The sequence below is a fragment of the Chryseobacterium sp. KCF3-3 genome, from assembly GCF_045865955.1.
Taxonomy (GTDB): domain Bacteria; phylum Bacteroidota; class Bacteroidia; order Flavobacteriales; family Weeksellaceae; genus Chryseobacterium.
Map to the genome: position 1 here is coordinate 1528927 of NZ_AP035792.1, position 14211 is coordinate 1543137.

General features: G+C 31.7%; 20 protein-coding genes. 14 read left to right on the top strand and 6 right to left on the bottom strand.

All coding sequences use genetic code 11. The features are described from left to right. Positions 1 to 361: 361 nt before the first annotated feature. From ACKTTZ_RS06835 to ACKTTZ_RS06855, 5 genes are all read left to right on the top strand, one after another. On the top strand, positions 362 to 877 hold the full coding sequence (locus ACKTTZ_RS06835; RefSeq protein ID WP_407847953.1) for a hypothetical protein: 516 nt from the start codon (positions 362 to 364) through the stop codon (positions 875 to 877). Positions 878 to 957: 80 nt separating this feature from the next. Continuing rightward, positions 958 to 1251, top strand: coding sequence for a helix-turn-helix domain-containing protein (locus ACKTTZ_RS06840; RefSeq protein ID WP_407847955.1), 294 nt, complete (start codon positions 958 to 960; stop codon positions 1249 to 1251). A gap of 78 nt (positions 1252 to 1329) precedes the next feature. Further along, positions 1330 to 2421, top strand: coding sequence for a hypothetical protein (locus tag ACKTTZ_RS06845; RefSeq protein ID WP_407847957.1), 1092 nt, complete (start codon positions 1330 to 1332; stop codon positions 2419 to 2421). Positions 2422 to 2830: 409 nt separating this feature from the next. After that, complete coding sequence (locus tag ACKTTZ_RS06850; RefSeq protein ID WP_407847959.1) at positions 2831 to 3670, top strand: toprim domain-containing protein; 840 nt, start codon at positions 2831 to 2833, stop codon at positions 3668 to 3670. A 309-nt stretch (positions 3671 to 3979) separates the two neighbouring features. Beyond that, entirely contained in the window at positions 3980 to 5011 is a 1032-nt protein-coding gene (locus ACKTTZ_RS06855) for an IS110 family transposase (RefSeq protein WP_407847961.1), read from the top strand. A 185-nt stretch (positions 5012 to 5196) separates the two neighbouring features. Here the strand turns inward: ACKTTZ_RS06855 and ACKTTZ_RS06860 are convergent, their stop codons facing one another. The 4 genes from ACKTTZ_RS06860 to ACKTTZ_RS06875 all read right to left on the bottom strand — a co-directional run bounded on the left by ACKTTZ_RS06860 (position 5197) and on the right by ACKTTZ_RS06875 (position 7301). Further along, entirely contained in the window at positions 5197 to 5373 is a 177-nt protein-coding gene (locus ACKTTZ_RS06860) for a histone H1 (RefSeq protein WP_407847963.1), read from the bottom strand. A 195-nt stretch (positions 5374 to 5568) separates the two neighbouring features. After that, positions 5569 to 6366 carry an ImmA/IrrE family metallo-endopeptidase gene (locus tag ACKTTZ_RS06865; RefSeq protein WP_407847965.1) on the bottom strand — a complete coding sequence of 266 codons (798 nt, stop codon included), beginning with the start codon at positions 6364 to 6366 and terminating at the stop codon, positions 5569 to 5571. Continuing rightward, positions 6356 to 6661: a hypothetical protein gene (locus tag ACKTTZ_RS06870; protein WP_407847967.1), complete on the bottom strand. Its 306-nt coding sequence runs from the start codon at positions 6659 to 6661 to the stop codon at positions 6356 to 6358. Before ACKTTZ_RS06870 ends, ACKTTZ_RS06865 begins: the two co-directional genes overlap by 11 nt. Then, on the bottom strand, positions 6651 to 7301 hold the full coding sequence (locus tag ACKTTZ_RS06875) for a sigma-70 family RNA polymerase sigma factor (protein WP_407847969.1): 651 nt from the start codon (positions 7299 to 7301) through the stop codon (positions 6651 to 6653). Before ACKTTZ_RS06875 ends, ACKTTZ_RS06870 begins: the two co-directional genes overlap by 11 nt. Before the next feature lie 143 nt (positions 7302 to 7444). Between ACKTTZ_RS06875 and ACKTTZ_RS06880 the strand changes: the two genes are divergently transcribed. The 4 genes from ACKTTZ_RS06880 to ACKTTZ_RS06895 all read left to right on the top strand — a co-directional run bounded on the left by ACKTTZ_RS06880 (position 7445) and on the right by ACKTTZ_RS06895 (position 10051). Then, entirely contained in the window at positions 7445 to 7621 is a 177-nt protein-coding gene (locus ACKTTZ_RS06880; protein WP_407847971.1) for a hypothetical protein, read from the top strand. A 73-nt stretch (positions 7622 to 7694) separates the two neighbouring features. Next, positions 7695 to 8459 (top strand): hypothetical protein, encoded by a 765-nt coding sequence (locus tag ACKTTZ_RS06885; RefSeq protein WP_407847973.1) that lies wholly within the window; start codon positions 7695 to 7697, stop codon positions 8457 to 8459. A 1-nt stretch (position 8460) separates the two neighbouring features. Beyond that, a complete protein-coding gene (locus ACKTTZ_RS06890) occupies positions 8461 to 9636 on the top strand; it encodes an SMODS domain-containing nucleotidyltransferase (RefSeq protein WP_407847975.1) in 1176 nt (391 codons plus the stop codon). Continuing rightward, a complete protein-coding gene (locus ACKTTZ_RS06895; RefSeq protein ID WP_407847977.1) occupies positions 9602 to 10051 on the top strand; it encodes a hypothetical protein in 450 nt (149 codons plus the stop codon). The genes ACKTTZ_RS06890 and ACKTTZ_RS06895 overlap by 35 nt, the downstream gene beginning before the upstream one ends. 8 nt (positions 10052 to 10059) lie before the next feature. Here ACKTTZ_RS06895 and ACKTTZ_RS06900 read toward each other — a convergent pair whose 3' ends face one another. Continuing rightward, entirely contained in the window at positions 10060 to 10677 is a 618-nt protein-coding gene (locus ACKTTZ_RS06900; RefSeq protein ID WP_407847979.1) for a hypothetical protein, read from the bottom strand. A 48-nt stretch (positions 10678 to 10725) separates the two neighbouring features. After that, on the bottom strand, positions 10726 to 11529 hold the full coding sequence (locus ACKTTZ_RS06905) for a Cthe_2314 family HEPN domain-containing protein (protein WP_407847981.1): 804 nt from the start codon (positions 11527 to 11529) through the stop codon (positions 10726 to 10728). Between the two features lie 585 nt (positions 11530 to 12114). On the opposite strand from ACKTTZ_RS06905, the gene ssb reads away from it, so the two are divergent. The 5 genes from ssb to ACKTTZ_RS06930 are packed head-to-tail and all read left to right on the top strand — an operon-like array spanning position 12115 to position 14011. After that, complete coding sequence (gene ssb, locus ACKTTZ_RS06910; RefSeq protein ID WP_407847983.1) at positions 12115 to 12513, top strand: single-stranded DNA-binding protein; 399 nt, start codon at positions 12115 to 12117, stop codon at positions 12511 to 12513. Between the two features lie 31 nt (positions 12514 to 12544). Beyond that, entirely contained in the window at positions 12545 to 12754 is a 210-nt protein-coding gene (locus ACKTTZ_RS06915; RefSeq protein WP_034870074.1) for a hypothetical protein, read from the top strand. A gap of 2 nt (positions 12755 to 12756) precedes the next feature. Continuing rightward, the gene (locus ACKTTZ_RS06920; protein WP_407847985.1) at positions 12757 to 12963 is read left to right on the top strand and encodes a DNA-binding protein; all 207 of its coding nucleotides are present in this window, start codon (positions 12757 to 12759) and stop codon (positions 12961 to 12963) included. A gap of 17 nt (positions 12964 to 12980) precedes the next feature. Continuing rightward, positions 12981 to 13445 carry a hypothetical protein gene (locus tag ACKTTZ_RS06925; RefSeq protein ID WP_407847987.1) on the top strand — a complete coding sequence of 155 codons (465 nt, stop codon included), beginning with the start codon at positions 12981 to 12983 and terminating at the stop codon, positions 13443 to 13445. Between the two features lie 11 nt (positions 13446 to 13456). After that, a complete protein-coding gene (locus ACKTTZ_RS06930) occupies positions 13457 to 14011 on the top strand; it encodes a PRTRC system protein E (protein ID WP_407847989.1) in 555 nt (184 codons plus the stop codon). The last annotated feature ends 200 nt before the right edge of the window (positions 14012 to 14211 follow it).

The window sequence follows — 14211 nt, forward strand, 5'->3', positions numbered from 1 at the left end:
CACTTACATTAATTTGTGAGTGTTTTTTTTGATTTATATCTTTCTAAGTATAACATTAGTACAACAACTAACAGTCTCAAATATAGGAATATTTTAATTGATTTTCAGATATTTGTTATATTTTTAGTTTAAATCTCTAACTATGGAAAAATATATTTTTGAATTTCACAAAGCAATAGCTGACTTCCATAAATCAATTAAAGAAAATTATAATCGTTTTCTGGAATCTAGACTTTTTTGGTTTATAGCTTTACTTATTATTCCTACTTTCTTATTACAATATAATTTATTCTTTTTTAGGGAAAGCCTTTATTTTTTTTCGATCTATCTTTCATTGACCATTTTTATACTTGGTTTGCTAATGCCTCCTATAATCTATAAAATTATAGGATTGGATTTCTTTGCTCTCAAGAAAAAATATTTTCAAAAAGAAAAGATCAAATTTACAAATGAAGAATCAATAGTAAATTCATTTGATGAAGAGTTGACAGAATATCTTTACTACATTCTGCATGATGAATGCCGTATTCTGGATACTACCCTTGTTTCAGATAAATCTAACTGTCTCCAAAATTTTCCCGACCTATTCTCTAAAAATTATATTGTGGATTCTGTAAATAACCTGAAGATTTACAAACATACAGATGCCTGTATTTATATGACCTGTGACCAAAAAGTAGCAGGATATATTATTCACGAAATATTCAGGCCGCTTTTGAAAATTGAAACAAAACAGTTGTGCAATTATTTTTATTATTATAAAAACAATGAATTCCGGAAAGTAAACTATGGCTCAATTAATTCCACTTCTAAAAGAAGGGAATTGAATAAAGTCAAGCCTAGAATCCAGGAACTCCTATCGAAAAGTTATGTTTAAGAAAAATAAAGTTCTGCTACATAACTTTTAGCCTTTTCATCTGTCTACACTCATTTATTTTCGTGTCAAATTTTTGAAATATGACACCGATTCAGCTACAGCAAGAACTTAATGAGATTAAGAAACTCGTCCATCAAAACTACATTAACAATAAGGAAGTTTTTAATAGTACGGAACTTATTTCGTATTTGAAAATTTCTGAAAGTTTACTCTATAAGCTGACCTCCCGTAAGCTTATACCTCATTGTAAACCAACCAATGGAGTGCTGCTATTTTTTAAGGAAGAAATTCATGAGTGGATTAAACAGCATCGTATCTACACCGTTGAGGATGCCGAACGCATGATAAGGAACCATAAAAGGAATAATAGATAACTAAAACTCTTTTCCTATGAAACTTTATCTTTTAATTCAGGAATGTTGTACTAAATGTTATACTAGAATAATAGAGCAATGCCATTTCATGAAACAGAACTAAAAATTATCCGCAAAGCATTTGAGAATACAAAGCTTCAGCAGCAGATAAGGCTTGGGAACCATTTCGTAGATGATTTTATTTTTGACGATCACCAGGCGGCGGAAATTCCTATAAATGCATTACGGGTAATTTTTAACATTATTTCCATTCTCAGCAGCGAACAGTTCCGCCCTGAAGACCGCCCGAAACAATTGTCCTTATTTGATCAGGAATTTGAGACCCAAAATAATACTTTTGCTTCAATGAGAATTAAGAACAATAAAATCTCACCAAGCGGATCGACCAGACAGGTCATTGAGGCTTATGAATTTTTAGCCAAGTTCAAAATGGGCTGGTATAAATCTGTTAATTCCAAAGGAAAGGAGATTAGAACTTTCGGAGGCCTGATCTCTACGCCGAGCTATGATCAAAGAGGATACACTTCCTTTCTTATCAGCAGTTATTGGCTAAAGAAACTCATTGTTATTCCACAATATAATTATGTACTATATAACCTCGTCTATAATATCAAGAATAATAAGCATATTATTTTTGCGATCTGGCTCTCAAAACTGCCTGAAAATGGGACAGTTTTAAAACTGGTTACACTCAATGAAAAGTTTGGGTTAAACTATAAAACTGCCAATGATTTTTGCTTCAAATTTCTAAAACCTGTAAGAAGTAATCTTGATAGATACAGTAATATATCCTTTAATTACAGATATATCTCAGACAATATATTTATTCACCCCTACCTGACAAAAAATATTGCAGGAGAAAACACATCACCTAATGCCGATATACATTTTAAAATTACTTATCGTTTAGGGTATTTTAAAAAGAAATATAAACTGAATGAACAGGAAATGCTAAGATTCTCTTATCAATACCGGAACATTCCGCAGACAAGAGAACTTATTGAAAAAGCTTACCACTGTTTTGTCAGAGGTAACAGGCAAAAGAAACTAAAATCATCCTACTTTCGGGGAAAGTTATTTTTAGAGGAAATCCAAAAAATAATTATTGAGCTGTACAAAGACACAAAAATGGGAAAGCTGCTTCCTAATGGATATCCAGTAATCTTATGAATTCGGAAAAGCACTCATGTCATTTCGGAAAGGCACTCATGTCAAATTCGGAAAAGCGCTCTCTGGAGTTAATAAATTCTTAAAATCAAAGATTATGTTGCCTTGATTTCGGAAAAGCACTCATTCGCAGAGTCGAAATTAAAGAATTGTGGATAAGTTTTCGGTGGAACAGGTGAGTTTTCGGAAAAGCACTCATTCCAATACAATCCTTTTTTCGGAAAAGCACTCATTCACCTTTCGGAATTGCGCTCATGTCTGATTCGGAAAAGCGCTCATGTCAAAACTGGCCCAAAGCCTTTGATATAAAGTGTTTGCAGGAATTAGTAAAAGTATATTAAAAAGTAATTAAAAGTCTTTTTTTATTTAAAAGGAAAACTGAGTAAAGAATTGCATTAAAAAAAGAAAAAAAATGAATTGTGAAGAAATTAAAAAGAATATTGGAATCAGAACAGTCTTAGAATCTTTTAATCTGTTTCCTGTGAAAGAAAATTTACGGACTGCTTTCTATTTTGCATTGGACCGGGAAGAAAAAACCCCCAGCCTTTCGGTGGATTTTATAAAAAATAAGGCATTCGACTTCGGAACAGGAAAGAGTTATGATGTGATCTCAATTGTCCAAACTATCAATAAATGTTCGGTTTCCGATGCCCTAAAACACCTTGAAAAGCTTGACTTTTCACAGGATAAAATTGAAAAAAACAATAAAGAAGGTTGGCAGACACGGACTTATGAAGTTTCAAAAATACATGAAATTATCCATCCCGCGTTAGTCAGGTATCTGAAAGAAAGAAAAGTTTACGAGCAGAGTCATTTTATAAAGGAAATCCATTTTCGTTTAAGGTGGAAAAATTATTTCGGAATAGGTTTTCTCAATGATTCCGGAGGTATGGAAATCAGAAATCAATATTTTAAAATCTGTTTAGGAGATAAAGATGTAACCCTGATTGAAAATGGGGCAGATGAGATTGCTGTTTTTGAAGGCTTCTTTGACTTCCTGTCCTATATGAATATAGAAAATGAAAAGGACTCTAACTCAGATTATCTCATATTAAATTCTACAGCAATGCTTTATAAAGCTGAAAAGAAACTAAACAGATACAATAAAATTTCACTTTTCCTGGACAATGATTCCAATGGAAAAATGATCACTGAAAAACTGATAATAAAATATGAAAATGTGGAGGATTGTTCGCTGATCTATCATAATTTTAAAGATCTTAATGAGTGGTTTTGCAGCAGGAAATTATAAGCTACTGAATTGTAAATGACATACTATCTACCCCCAAAATAAAGAGGCTGTCTCCTATGTTTGCAAAGTCAGATGTAGGAGTTTTTAATTTATACATTTGCTAGAATAATAGTGAAGATCAGAAGAGCTAAAGGCTGTCTTAGTAACTTAAAGTATAGTATACTGATTTTGAGAAATAGCCTTCTGTTCTTTCGCTTCCTAAGACAGAACAGAATGTAAGGCGGTGATTTAACCAGCTTCAATATCCATTAGGAGACAAGTCTACGGGAAGCTATACTATATACTTAAATTTTAATAAATACAGTTAGTATGCAAACACTTAAACAAGTAGTAGGTATTGATGTAGGTAGTAAAGAACTCGTAGTATGTTTTGGGAAACTCTTTAGTAATCTTGAAAAACAACTTTATCTTTATGGCAATTTTCGTAATACCTCCCAAGGATTAGCAAAATTATATCAATGGGTTGAAAAACACAAGGATACTGATGTGAGCGTTCATTATATTATGGAAGCTACGGGCGTTTATCACGAAAAATTGGCTTATTTTTTAGAAGGAAAATATTGTAACATCAGCATTATCCTTCCCAATAAAATCAGCAACTACTTTAGAAGTCTGGAGGTAAAAACCATCACTGACAGAACATCCTCAGAGGCTATCACTTTATTTGGTTTAGAGCGTAATACAGAACTATGGAAGAGCCCTGATCCGGTTTATAAAACGCTAAAGCAACTTACCAGAGAAAGAGACCAGTTAGTACAAGAGCGTACAATGATCAAAAGTCAACTTCATGCCGAGCAAACTGAATCAACTCCCAATAGTCACTCTATCAAAAGAATGCAATATCGTATTACCATATTGAATGATCAGGAAGTAGAAATACAAAAAGAAATAAGGGAAGTTATAAAATCTAATTCTAAGCTTATTGATGCCGTAAATACAATAAAATCTATTCCTGGAATAGGTTTACTTACTGCAGCAATAATATTAGCTGAAACCAATGGTTTTGAAACAATTAGAAACAAAAAACAATTAGTAAGTTATGCAGGATTAGACATCAAAGAAAAACAATCAGGTATATCAATCAATGGTAAACCGGTAATCTCCAAACGAGGCAACAGGTATCTGCGTAAAGCCATACATTTACCTGCACTCGCAGCAATAAGACATGAGCAGCATTATAAAAATATTTTCGTTAGGTTGGTCAATAAACATGGAATCAGAATGAAAGCTGCGGTAGCTGTACAAAGAAAATTATTGGAACTGGCATTTATACTCTACAAAACTCAACAACAATACAATCCCAAATACCATCTAAATCTTACTCCAATAAAAGAAAGTTAGGGTAACCCCTGAAGATTACCCTAAGCAGGCTTGTATAAAACAGCCTTAAAGTACAAATTTATAAAAAATATTTTTTTTCTTGGATATTAACACAGAATCTCAAAAGTACCCCCTCTCTCGGACTCCTTTTGTCATTTAGGAGATTATCAGAGCGTTAATTTACCTTTTGAGACAGCCTCATTCGATTATTTCTTGCTTTCTTCTACAGAAACTTTTCTAAAATCTTTTAGAAGCTTGCTTAGTTCCAAAGCAGCTTTTCTTGCTCTTGTTCCTGCGGCTTTGTTTCCTTTTTCTAGCTGAAGATCTGAATCCGTTTTAAAAGTCTCGAATTCTGCGCTAATTTTTTCTAATAGTTCTTTCATTAAAGATCGTTTTATGTTTTAAAGCTGCAAATATAAAAGAATAGGTTTTATATACAAAAATTCTTTTAGAACTATTAGTGAACCATTAATTCCTCTGTAAGTCCATTCCTATAGTTAACTTGCTGTAAAACTTTTAAAAGAATTATCTCTTTTAAATATTCATGTTTTTTTTATTCTGATAATAAGAAGTACATCTTAGTCCTCCCAAATGATACTCAAAGCCTTTCCTTTGTAGGGAATACAGTGCTCATAAAATCGTCTATTCACATCTTCTTCTTTTACATAGTAAAACCAATCCATAGCCCAAACTTGCTCCGTTTTAAAGATATCTCGTACATTAGTTTTTGTGAAATATTCCCCCATTACAGTATTTTCAGGTACTTTTTTATCATTCAGCAACCATTTATAAGGAAAATCATCACTCTCTGTCTTCCATTTGATAAAACCATTTTCAGAATAAATTATCATTATGGGATGATTACCAATTTGAGCAAACCTAAAAGCACAAGCCGTGATACTAACATTATAATTAAAAGCTAAATTTTGAATTAAATCAAAACTAAATTTTTTTCTAAATATATCTTCCTTAAATTTTACTTCAGGCATTAATAAACATGAAGCAAAGTAATCTGCTTCTCTTTCTATGGAATTAAATTGCTTTATATTCGTGGTGGAAGGATGTGGAGCCAACAATCCCGATTTTAGTCCAATACGATGGGTATCTATAAAGTAATGTCCGAGCTCATGGGCAAGGGTAAACCTTCCTCTTTTAGAATCTCTTTCATTTCCACTATCAGTATTTAAATGAATATAAAATTTTTTATTTGAATATACTGTCATTCCATCGAATGTTCCTTTTTCGTAGGGATAATATATTAATTCTAATCCCTCATTAATTGCAATTTTATCAACTGGAATGATTCTTTCCTTAAAATCCTGTGCAATATACTCTGCAAGTTCTTTGATATGGACTAAAGGAGTATTATTTATCATTTTTTTTATGATTTTCTTTCATCTTATCAATAATATGCTGAGGAAGATTACTTCCTTTTCTTGCAACCATTTTCAAACTATTAATTTCGATATTTAATGTCTCTTCACTAATAGATTTAATATTTTGAATTTTTTGCATACCTCTTTTAATAATTTCTTCTGGAGAATTCCAATCTGCTGGAATTTCACTATCTATCGGATTGAGTAATTCAAAATCTTTTATTTCCTGATCTGTTTGAGGAAAGAGCAAACCTTTAGATTGAAATAAATCAATTACTTTCTTTTTATTTGTCATGTTTTAAAGGTTTTAGTTCTGTATATTTTGAAAAGTGCTCAATAATCTTTTTCTCACTTCTCTCCTTTATTTTTCTTATGTTAGGTTTCGTAGTTCCATACATTTCGCATAATAAATCTAATACATCCGACGGTGTTTTCATTCCTTCTTCGTAATACATATATAATGTTAAAAGTATATGTCTATCTCGTTCAGATAATAAATTTAGTGCGTCATTTAATACTTTTAGATTTACACTTTCAAAAATTCCTTCTGGTAAAACCTCACTTTCTATTATTGCGACATCATTATTTCCATTGGAAAGACTTTCTTCTTTATTTCTATAATATTCAATTAATAATCTCTTTAGCTCATTTCTTGCCACTGTTGAAAGCCAAGCTTTAAAATTGTTTTCAATCGCATTTTCTGGAAAAGAAAAAATCAGAGGGTTTTCATAAATTTTGAAAAATGTATTATTCATTACGGTGTTCAAAACTTGTTCATCATAGATTCCACTATTTTTCAAAGCTCCAGAAATAACTGCACTTAAAAATTTACTATAACTTTTATACAACTTTGAGAAAGCAGCCAAAGCAGAAGTTTCATCATCTGATTTTTCAGAAATGACCAATAATATATCTTCTATTTCTTCTACTGTCATTTGCTTTTATATATAATTAATTTCTGTGACAAATTACAAAATTAAAGTTAATGTCACGCTTTTTACTTTATACTTATAGATGAACATTCTAGCATGGTCAATCCTTTAGACCAATAAGTTAAAGGAATAAAAACACATACATTATGGCAACAAATCCTCCAACTGGCGATGGCCACAGAAATGGTGCTGTTAAAGGACGTTCGCAAACCTATAATCCCAAAACAGAATCTTGGGTAAAACGCGACACAAAAACAGGTCAATTTATGGATGTAAAAACGTCCAGCAGTACTCCATTCAAAGGGATAAGAAAAGAAAAGTAATCCCTGTTAATTACAGGTGTCTAATCAGTGACACCTGTAGTTAATAAAATCATCAATTAACATAACTATTAATATGGCAGAAATTTTTACAACTTTAGCAGCATTAACAAAGCCCTCCTTGTCTAAGGGAGTCACTATAGCTTGGGAAAATAGGAATTATATTAAGCTTTTTATGCAGACCAAATTTGGTAAATATAAAAATCAGTATATCCGGTTTTCCATGGCAGGGTTAATTAAAATCAAAATTCCCAATAGCAATAAATATCTCTTGGTATTTAATCGAAGAATTGAAAACCAGCTTCAACCTATTGGAGGTGTCTATAAACGACATGGAGATGAAAGTCTTTTTAATCAATGGAATTATAAAGCTGACAATGCTAAAAATGGTCTTGATGTCGATAATAAGAGTGAATTAGACTTAAGGTTTATGGTTCCTGGAAAACATTGTATAGAAGTTCTTAACTGGTTTGAAAAAGGAAATGAAAGAGAAGCAAGCCCTCACAGAGAATTCAAGGAAGAAGTTTTAGATACAAAAATTTTAGATTCTGAAATTTTTGGGTGTCAAAACTATAAACATATCCGCAGGTATTCAAAAAATTTATCGTGGAGTGATTTCTTCAGTTGCTATGAAATTTTAATCTATGATATTTTTGAATTATTACCTAATGAAGCACAAAAGTTAGCTCTAATCGAATTATCAAAACAAGAAAATGATCTTTCGAGAGGGTTCGCAATAGTAACCTGTGATGACATTGAGCAATTAAGATTAATGAATGGGCCTAAGCAAATCGCTCGAATCGGCCAGCATACAAAGTTATTAATTAATAAAGATTTTTAATATGATTGATATTTTTAAAGATTACATTCTACAAAGAGAAGAACTTTTAGCGAGAATTGCTCAAGAACTTCAACTGGATAAAACACGACTAGGAAGAATGGAAACTGCTTATAATACAGTAGCTGAATTACTTAAAAAAGACAATGATTTTTTTGAAGACTTAGTCATTGAAATTTATGCCCAAGGTTCTAAGCGAATTGGTACAACTGTAAAACCTATCAATGAAGAGGATTTTGACCTAGATACTGTTTTACACATTTATGACCCTTACCACAATCATAATCCGGAAGGAATTTATAATGCACTAGTAAAGGCCTTGCAGAAAGATAGCTATTATAAATCAATAATGGAAAAGAAGAAAAGGTGTGTTCGACTTAATTATAAAAGTGATTTCCATATGGATATTTTACCGGCCTGTATGCCAAATGCTTTTGAAAAAGAAATAATTAAAATTCCTGAAAAGGCATTACAATCATGGTCAACAGGAAATCCTAAAGGCTTCTCCAACTGGTTTCTAAGAATTGCTAATTCGGTAAAAGAACCTATTTTATTGAAAAATTCTGACGCACTTATAAAAGCTCAAGTAGAAACAGAAAAACTACCCTCAGAACTTTATCTAAAGACTCCTTTACAAAGAGCAGTACAATTATTAAAAAGATACCGAGATATTTATTATCAAGGGAAGGAATATAGAGTTTCTAGTATTGTCATCACAACATTATTAGCTCAAATGTATGAGTCTGAAAATTCAATATTTGAAACGATTGACAATGTAGTTGGAAAAATAAAAAGAAAATATATAGAAGCTATTCAAGGTAAATATAGATTTAGAATACTAAATCCCGTAAATCTTGAAGAAGATTTTACAGATTCGTGGACCGATAAACATTATGATAGCTTTTATAATTTCATAATAGACTTTCATACCAAATGGCAAAATTTAAAAAATTCCTTTGAAACCAGTAAGGAAGATTATATTCAATTATTTGGGGAAGGCATCTATAAAAAAGCATTAAATGAGCAAATCAGTATGTTCTCAAAATCTACAAAAGATGAACTTATAAAAGCAAGTTCTTTAATTACGAGCGGTAGTGCATTCACAAATTCGCAGGGATTAATTAATTCAAATAATGGTATTAAGAATGGATTTCATCACAATTTTGGAGGAAAAGCTTAGAAAGGAAAACCAAAAGAATTGGTTTTCCTTTCTATTGGTTCAAAAGTTAATTGTAGAAAAATATTTCAATTGGATAGACCTTCACATCGATACAAAAAAAAGAGCTTTAATTGGTACAGGCTCAATCAGTTTAGGAAACAAATACTATTCATTTAAAATTTTTTATTCGCCTTTTTATAAATTTAGATATGATAAAATATTTATTAATAATAAATATATTGCATACAATGATAGTATCCATATTTATACAGACTTATCATTATGCCTTTATCATCCAATAATAGATCGACCTATTTTGCAAAAATTGCCTCTTTACAAAATAATCCCTTGGATTACTGAATGGGTTGTTTATTATGAACAATGGAAAAAATATGGGGTTTGGTTAGGAAGAGAAATTAAGCATCAATCACTATAAAATATTTTTTATTCTATTTTGAATTTTTCTATAATGTTATTCAAACCATTAATTTGGTTTTCTGTAAGAAATCCCGTTTTCTGACAAGATTTTTTTAAAGAGTAGACAAAACCGGTGTCAAAAAATGGGTTATCCTCAGCCCATTTTAATACGAGATTAATCTTGTTAAAATGGGAGTTTGTTTCATAGCTTGTAAAATTTAAGAACTTACGGTTTACTTTCTCTTTAAAATCCCATTGCTTACGTGACATTACTCTTTTGCGATAAATTGATTTATAAAATTTATAGTCAAATTCTGTAATCCCTTTCTTTCTATATAAATATTCAATAACTTCAGAACTTATACTACTTTTAATATCTTCTTTTACTTTTTTGATAGAAGAAAAAATTTTATTGCCATCCTCAATTCCCAAAAACTTATTTATACAGCAATTTCCAACTTCTGTTACTGAAGCATTTTTTGTGTTTTTTATAACACAAATATTTCTAATAGGATAATGTCCACAAAGACATCTTTGTAATTCATCAGCATAATAAGCAACATCAAAATTCCATTCGAGCTTTGCAAAATCCCAATCTTTAGCTACGCTTAATTCAATAATCTCTTCAATAAGTTTATAATGCATTTTTCTATTAATATATATTCATCATAAAATTAAAGCCATTACTATTAATTATTCTGGACATGCATACCCAAGTTCTCCATTTAAAAACTCAAGAAAAGATAAAGCTTTTACCACTCCTTCTTTAGATAAATTATGCATATCTCTAAATTGTTCAGGGTATCCTTGAATCAATTCAACCAACTCTCGGGTTTTTTCTTCATCAGTAACGTGTCCTAATTGTTTCCATTTTTGCTCGGTGGCAAGTGAAATATTATGTACTGACTTAATTCTCTCTTCATTATATTTGACATAGTGGTTTTTTTTAAAATCTAAAAGCCATGCAAAATCTGCATTTCCACTATATTGACGTTCCAACCGATCTATTACGTTGCCAAAATAGATATGACCTGTAAAAATAGATGGAAAGTATGATGCTATTAGGTCTCCTATTCTATCCCAAAAATTATATACTTTCTCATAGCAGACATTTGTAAACATTTGATATCTTCTGGTAGCTGTATTAACTATTACAGGAAAAAAAGCAGTGCCAGTATTGGTATTTATTGAATTTCTTAAAGGATTATTAATATATGGTCTGTATAGAAACAGTTGAGCTGTAAAATACAGAATTTCATCAGAACACAATAAAATATCATCTAATAGATGCATATAATTAAAACGGCTTATTGAAGGATTCCCATCATAATGACAATTCCTATGTCTTGTAATTTCCGATTCCCAGCTAAATAATGCTTTCCCATTTGATAACAAATAGCTCCCATCATGTCCACTTAAAGGAGACAATTCATGTTCAATATACACAGAAACTATCTTTCTATTATAAGCTTCTAATAATTCTCTTGCTTCATCCATATTTATTGTTTTTGTGAAAATACTAAATTCTTATAAAAAAACAAAAGTAACAACATAATGATAAAATTGGTTTTATAACAGAAATCTAGACTTGTAAATTATTATTCTAGTTTACACCAGATAGCATCACACCATCAAATTTAAATTAAGTTCCTCCTGAGATTTTGCTTTTTACGATTGCAAATGTAGTACAGGTCATTCACTCAAAAAAATCTTTTTGGGTTTCTACAAAAATTCTCTCCACTTCTCTCCAACAATTTTTCCAGACACTCCTGAATCCTCCGGACAAAAAGATTTCGAAGCCCATAACATTAATCATTTTTTCAAATGCCGGGATTGGGTTTTAAGTGCCTGATCCTGAACTATGCTCATTGGCAAAGAAAAAAGCCGGAACCTCAGTTAGACGAATCAATTAAATCACAGACGTTCTTTGACATCAACGGAAAACAAAGGAAAACAAGGATTAATACTGCCTTTTCTATTTAGAATAAAGTATTTAAAAAAGCCGAGTGTCCTCGATACCAAATCAATTGACCTCGAAAATTTAACAAACACAGAAAAGTATAATAATTAAAAATTAACATTATGAACATCGTTGGAAGAATTACAAGAAATGCTGAAATCAGCGTACTAAAAAACGACAGAAAAGTTGTGAATTTTTCAGTAGCTATTAACAACAGCTATAAGACCAAGCAGGGAGAGCGTAAAGACCAGACCACCTATTTCAATTGTTCTTACTGGCTAAGTCCAAATGTAGCCAAAATCCTTACCAAAGGTGCTTTGGTAGAATTATCAGGCAGAGTGAGTTCAAATGCGTGGATTGGGAAAGACGGAGAAATCCGTTCAGGACTGAACTTTCATACGTCAAGCATTAAGCTACACGGTAGTAGTGGAAAAAATTCTGAAAGCAAATCGAAACAAAACACAAAGGAGGAAACAGGTAACCCTTTTGCAGGGGATACGGATGATGACTTACCATTTTAATAATTAACCCAAGATTATCTAAAAAAAACGTATGGAATCACAATATAATTTTCAGATGAAGTCCCGAAATGATCGAACAGAATGGGAGCAGGTAGCAATATACTTCAAAATCCATTGTGACAGGACAACAGCGATACACTATGCAAGAAGCTTGTCATTGAAATTTAACAAGGAAATCCGATTGACACAGGGTGCAGACCCCATGAAAACAAGTGGAACATACATCTATGAAAATCCCTGACTATGACAACAAAATCAAAATCTGAAGCCAAAAAACTAGCAAAAGCTTACAGCTATAATAAAGATTACACAGATGTACCTGTATATGTTATTTATTGTAGTCGAACAGAAAAATATTATGTAGATACCAATGGTTTAATACGGCTTTGGGAAAAGCTTGAAGGCTACTATATCAAAGGAGTTTTTACCTCCGAAAAGAATAATTCATAACATAAAAAAATTAAAAAATGAAACAATCAGATAAACCAACTTCATATTTACTCATAAAATCGAGTACGAACAGTGAATGGGACAGTTGTGATTTTGCCATTATCAACATTACAAAAGAGTGGCGACAAGCCCAAAAGAAACGCTTAGAGGTCTTAAAAGTCATTGAAAATGATGAAGATATAAAATCGCTGAACTATTTCGATACCCATGTGGAATTCTTTAGATTTTCGGAAGAATATGATCCTTTGATTGAAGAGTGCCTTTCCGTGAGAAACAGAATTTTCATTGACTTGGAAAAAGAAGATTTAAAACAACTGATACAACCCGAAAATAGTTTGTGTCATTACCAAATGCAGGTATCTAAGGATGGAAATGCTATTTATAAAGCCTATGGAAAGCATACGGAAGAAGAATTTAGGACAGTGGAGTTTTCATTATGGGAACTAATAGACTTCAATACTCATTTAGTAATTAATCCATAACCCAACAAATTATGCAAACCAATTTTTTCAATCAGATAGCCAAAATGGATATTAATAGTAAGTTGATACTAACCATTGCCAAAGCAAACGAAAGCCAAATAGTGGCTTCCATATTAGTACAAAATGATGGATGTGGAGATAAAGCGAAAAATATCATTCCACCTCTTAACCTCAAAGGAACGGCAGACGAACTTGATGCCGAATTTTTTGAACACATTAAAGCACCATTAAAAACCGCTTCGGGACTGATGGTCGGTATGGAAAGCTTTATGAAGCAATTAGAGGAAGCCAAAAAACAGTCGGCAATGGAAAAGGAAAAATCCGACAAAGAGAAAAAAGAGAAAGAAGCCAAAGAGAAAAAGTACAAAGATGCTTTTGAGAAAGCCGAAGAACTCGAAAAAGAAGGCAATTACAAAGGAGCATGGTCAGCACTTCCAAAGGCTTCGGAATATCCCGACTATGCAGAAACTATCCACAAAAAGCAGGATGAATATGAAAGACACTTTGCCCACAATCTTTTCAGTCAGGAAGAAACTTCTACCACAACCATTAATCAACAGCCGTGATAACCATAGAAACCTATATAGCAATCTTACAACATGATAAGGGTAGAATAAGATTCCAAATAAATTCTATGAGTGGAAAACAGGGAGCTGTACGACAGATAATGGCAATAGAAAATTGCCCACTGTCAGCAATCATCGGACTACAGATGAAGCGCAGAAAAATAGTAAAATAAAATACGTCAAATCAGAAAATCAACAAT

Coding starts and splice junctions, on each gene's coding strand:
- ACKTTZ_RS06835 (WP_407847953.1), top strand. CDS start 362: ATGCCTCCTATAATCTATAAAATTATAGGATTGGATTTCTTTGCTCTC.
- ACKTTZ_RS06840 (WP_407847955.1), top strand. CDS start 958: ATGACACCGATTCAGCTACAGCAAGAACTTAATGAGATTAAGAAACTC.
- ACKTTZ_RS06845 (WP_407847957.1), top strand. CDS start 1,330: ATGCCATTTCATGAAACAGAACTAAAAATTATCCGCAAAGCATTTGAG.
- ACKTTZ_RS06850 (WP_407847959.1), top strand. CDS start 2,831: ATGAATTGTGAAGAAATTAAAAAGAATATTGGAATCAGAACAGTCTTA.
- ACKTTZ_RS06855 (WP_407847961.1), top strand. CDS start 3,980: ATGCAAACACTTAAACAAGTAGTAGGTATTGATGTAGGTAGTAAAGAA.
- ACKTTZ_RS06860 (WP_407847963.1), bottom strand. CDS start 5,373: ATGAAAGAACTATTAGAAAAAATTAGCGCAGAATTCGAGACTTTTAAA.
- ACKTTZ_RS06865 (WP_407847965.1), bottom strand. CDS start 6,366: ATGATAAATAATACTCCTTTAGTCCATATCAAAGAACTTGCAGAGTAT.
- ACKTTZ_RS06870 (WP_407847967.1), bottom strand. CDS start 6,661: ATGACAAATAAAAAGAAAGTAATTGATTTATTTCAATCTAAAGGTTTG.
- ACKTTZ_RS06875 (WP_407847969.1), bottom strand. CDS start 7,301: ATGACAGTAGAAGAAATAGAAGATATATTATTGGTCATTTCTGAAAAA.
- ACKTTZ_RS06880 (WP_407847971.1), top strand. CDS start 7,445: ATGGCAACAAATCCTCCAACTGGCGATGGCCACAGAAATGGTGCTGTT.
- ACKTTZ_RS06885 (WP_407847973.1), top strand. CDS start 7,695: ATGGCAGAAATTTTTACAACTTTAGCAGCATTAACAAAGCCCTCCTTG.
- ACKTTZ_RS06890 (WP_407847975.1), top strand. CDS start 8,461: ATGATTGATATTTTTAAAGATTACATTCTACAAAGAGAAGAACTTTTA.
- ACKTTZ_RS06895 (WP_407847977.1), top strand. CDS start 9,602: ATGGATTTCATCACAATTTTGGAGGAAAAGCTTAGAAAGGAAAACCAA.
- ACKTTZ_RS06900 (WP_407847979.1), bottom strand. CDS start 10,677: ATGCATTATAAACTTATTGAAGAGATTATTGAATTAAGCGTAGCTAAA.
- ACKTTZ_RS06905 (WP_407847981.1), bottom strand. CDS start 11,529: ATGGATGAAGCAAGAGAATTATTAGAAGCTTATAATAGAAAGATAGTT.
- ssb (WP_407847983.1), top strand. CDS start 12,115: ATGAACATCGTTGGAAGAATTACAAGAAATGCTGAAATCAGCGTACTA.
- ACKTTZ_RS06915 (WP_034870074.1), top strand. CDS start 12,545: ATGGAATCACAATATAATTTTCAGATGAAGTCCCGAAATGATCGAACA.
- ACKTTZ_RS06920 (WP_407847985.1), top strand. CDS start 12,757: ATGACAACAAAATCAAAATCTGAAGCCAAAAAACTAGCAAAAGCTTAC.
- ACKTTZ_RS06925 (WP_407847987.1), top strand. CDS start 12,981: ATGAAACAATCAGATAAACCAACTTCATATTTACTCATAAAATCGAGT.
- ACKTTZ_RS06930 (WP_407847989.1), top strand. CDS start 13,457: ATGCAAACCAATTTTTTCAATCAGATAGCCAAAATGGATATTAATAGT.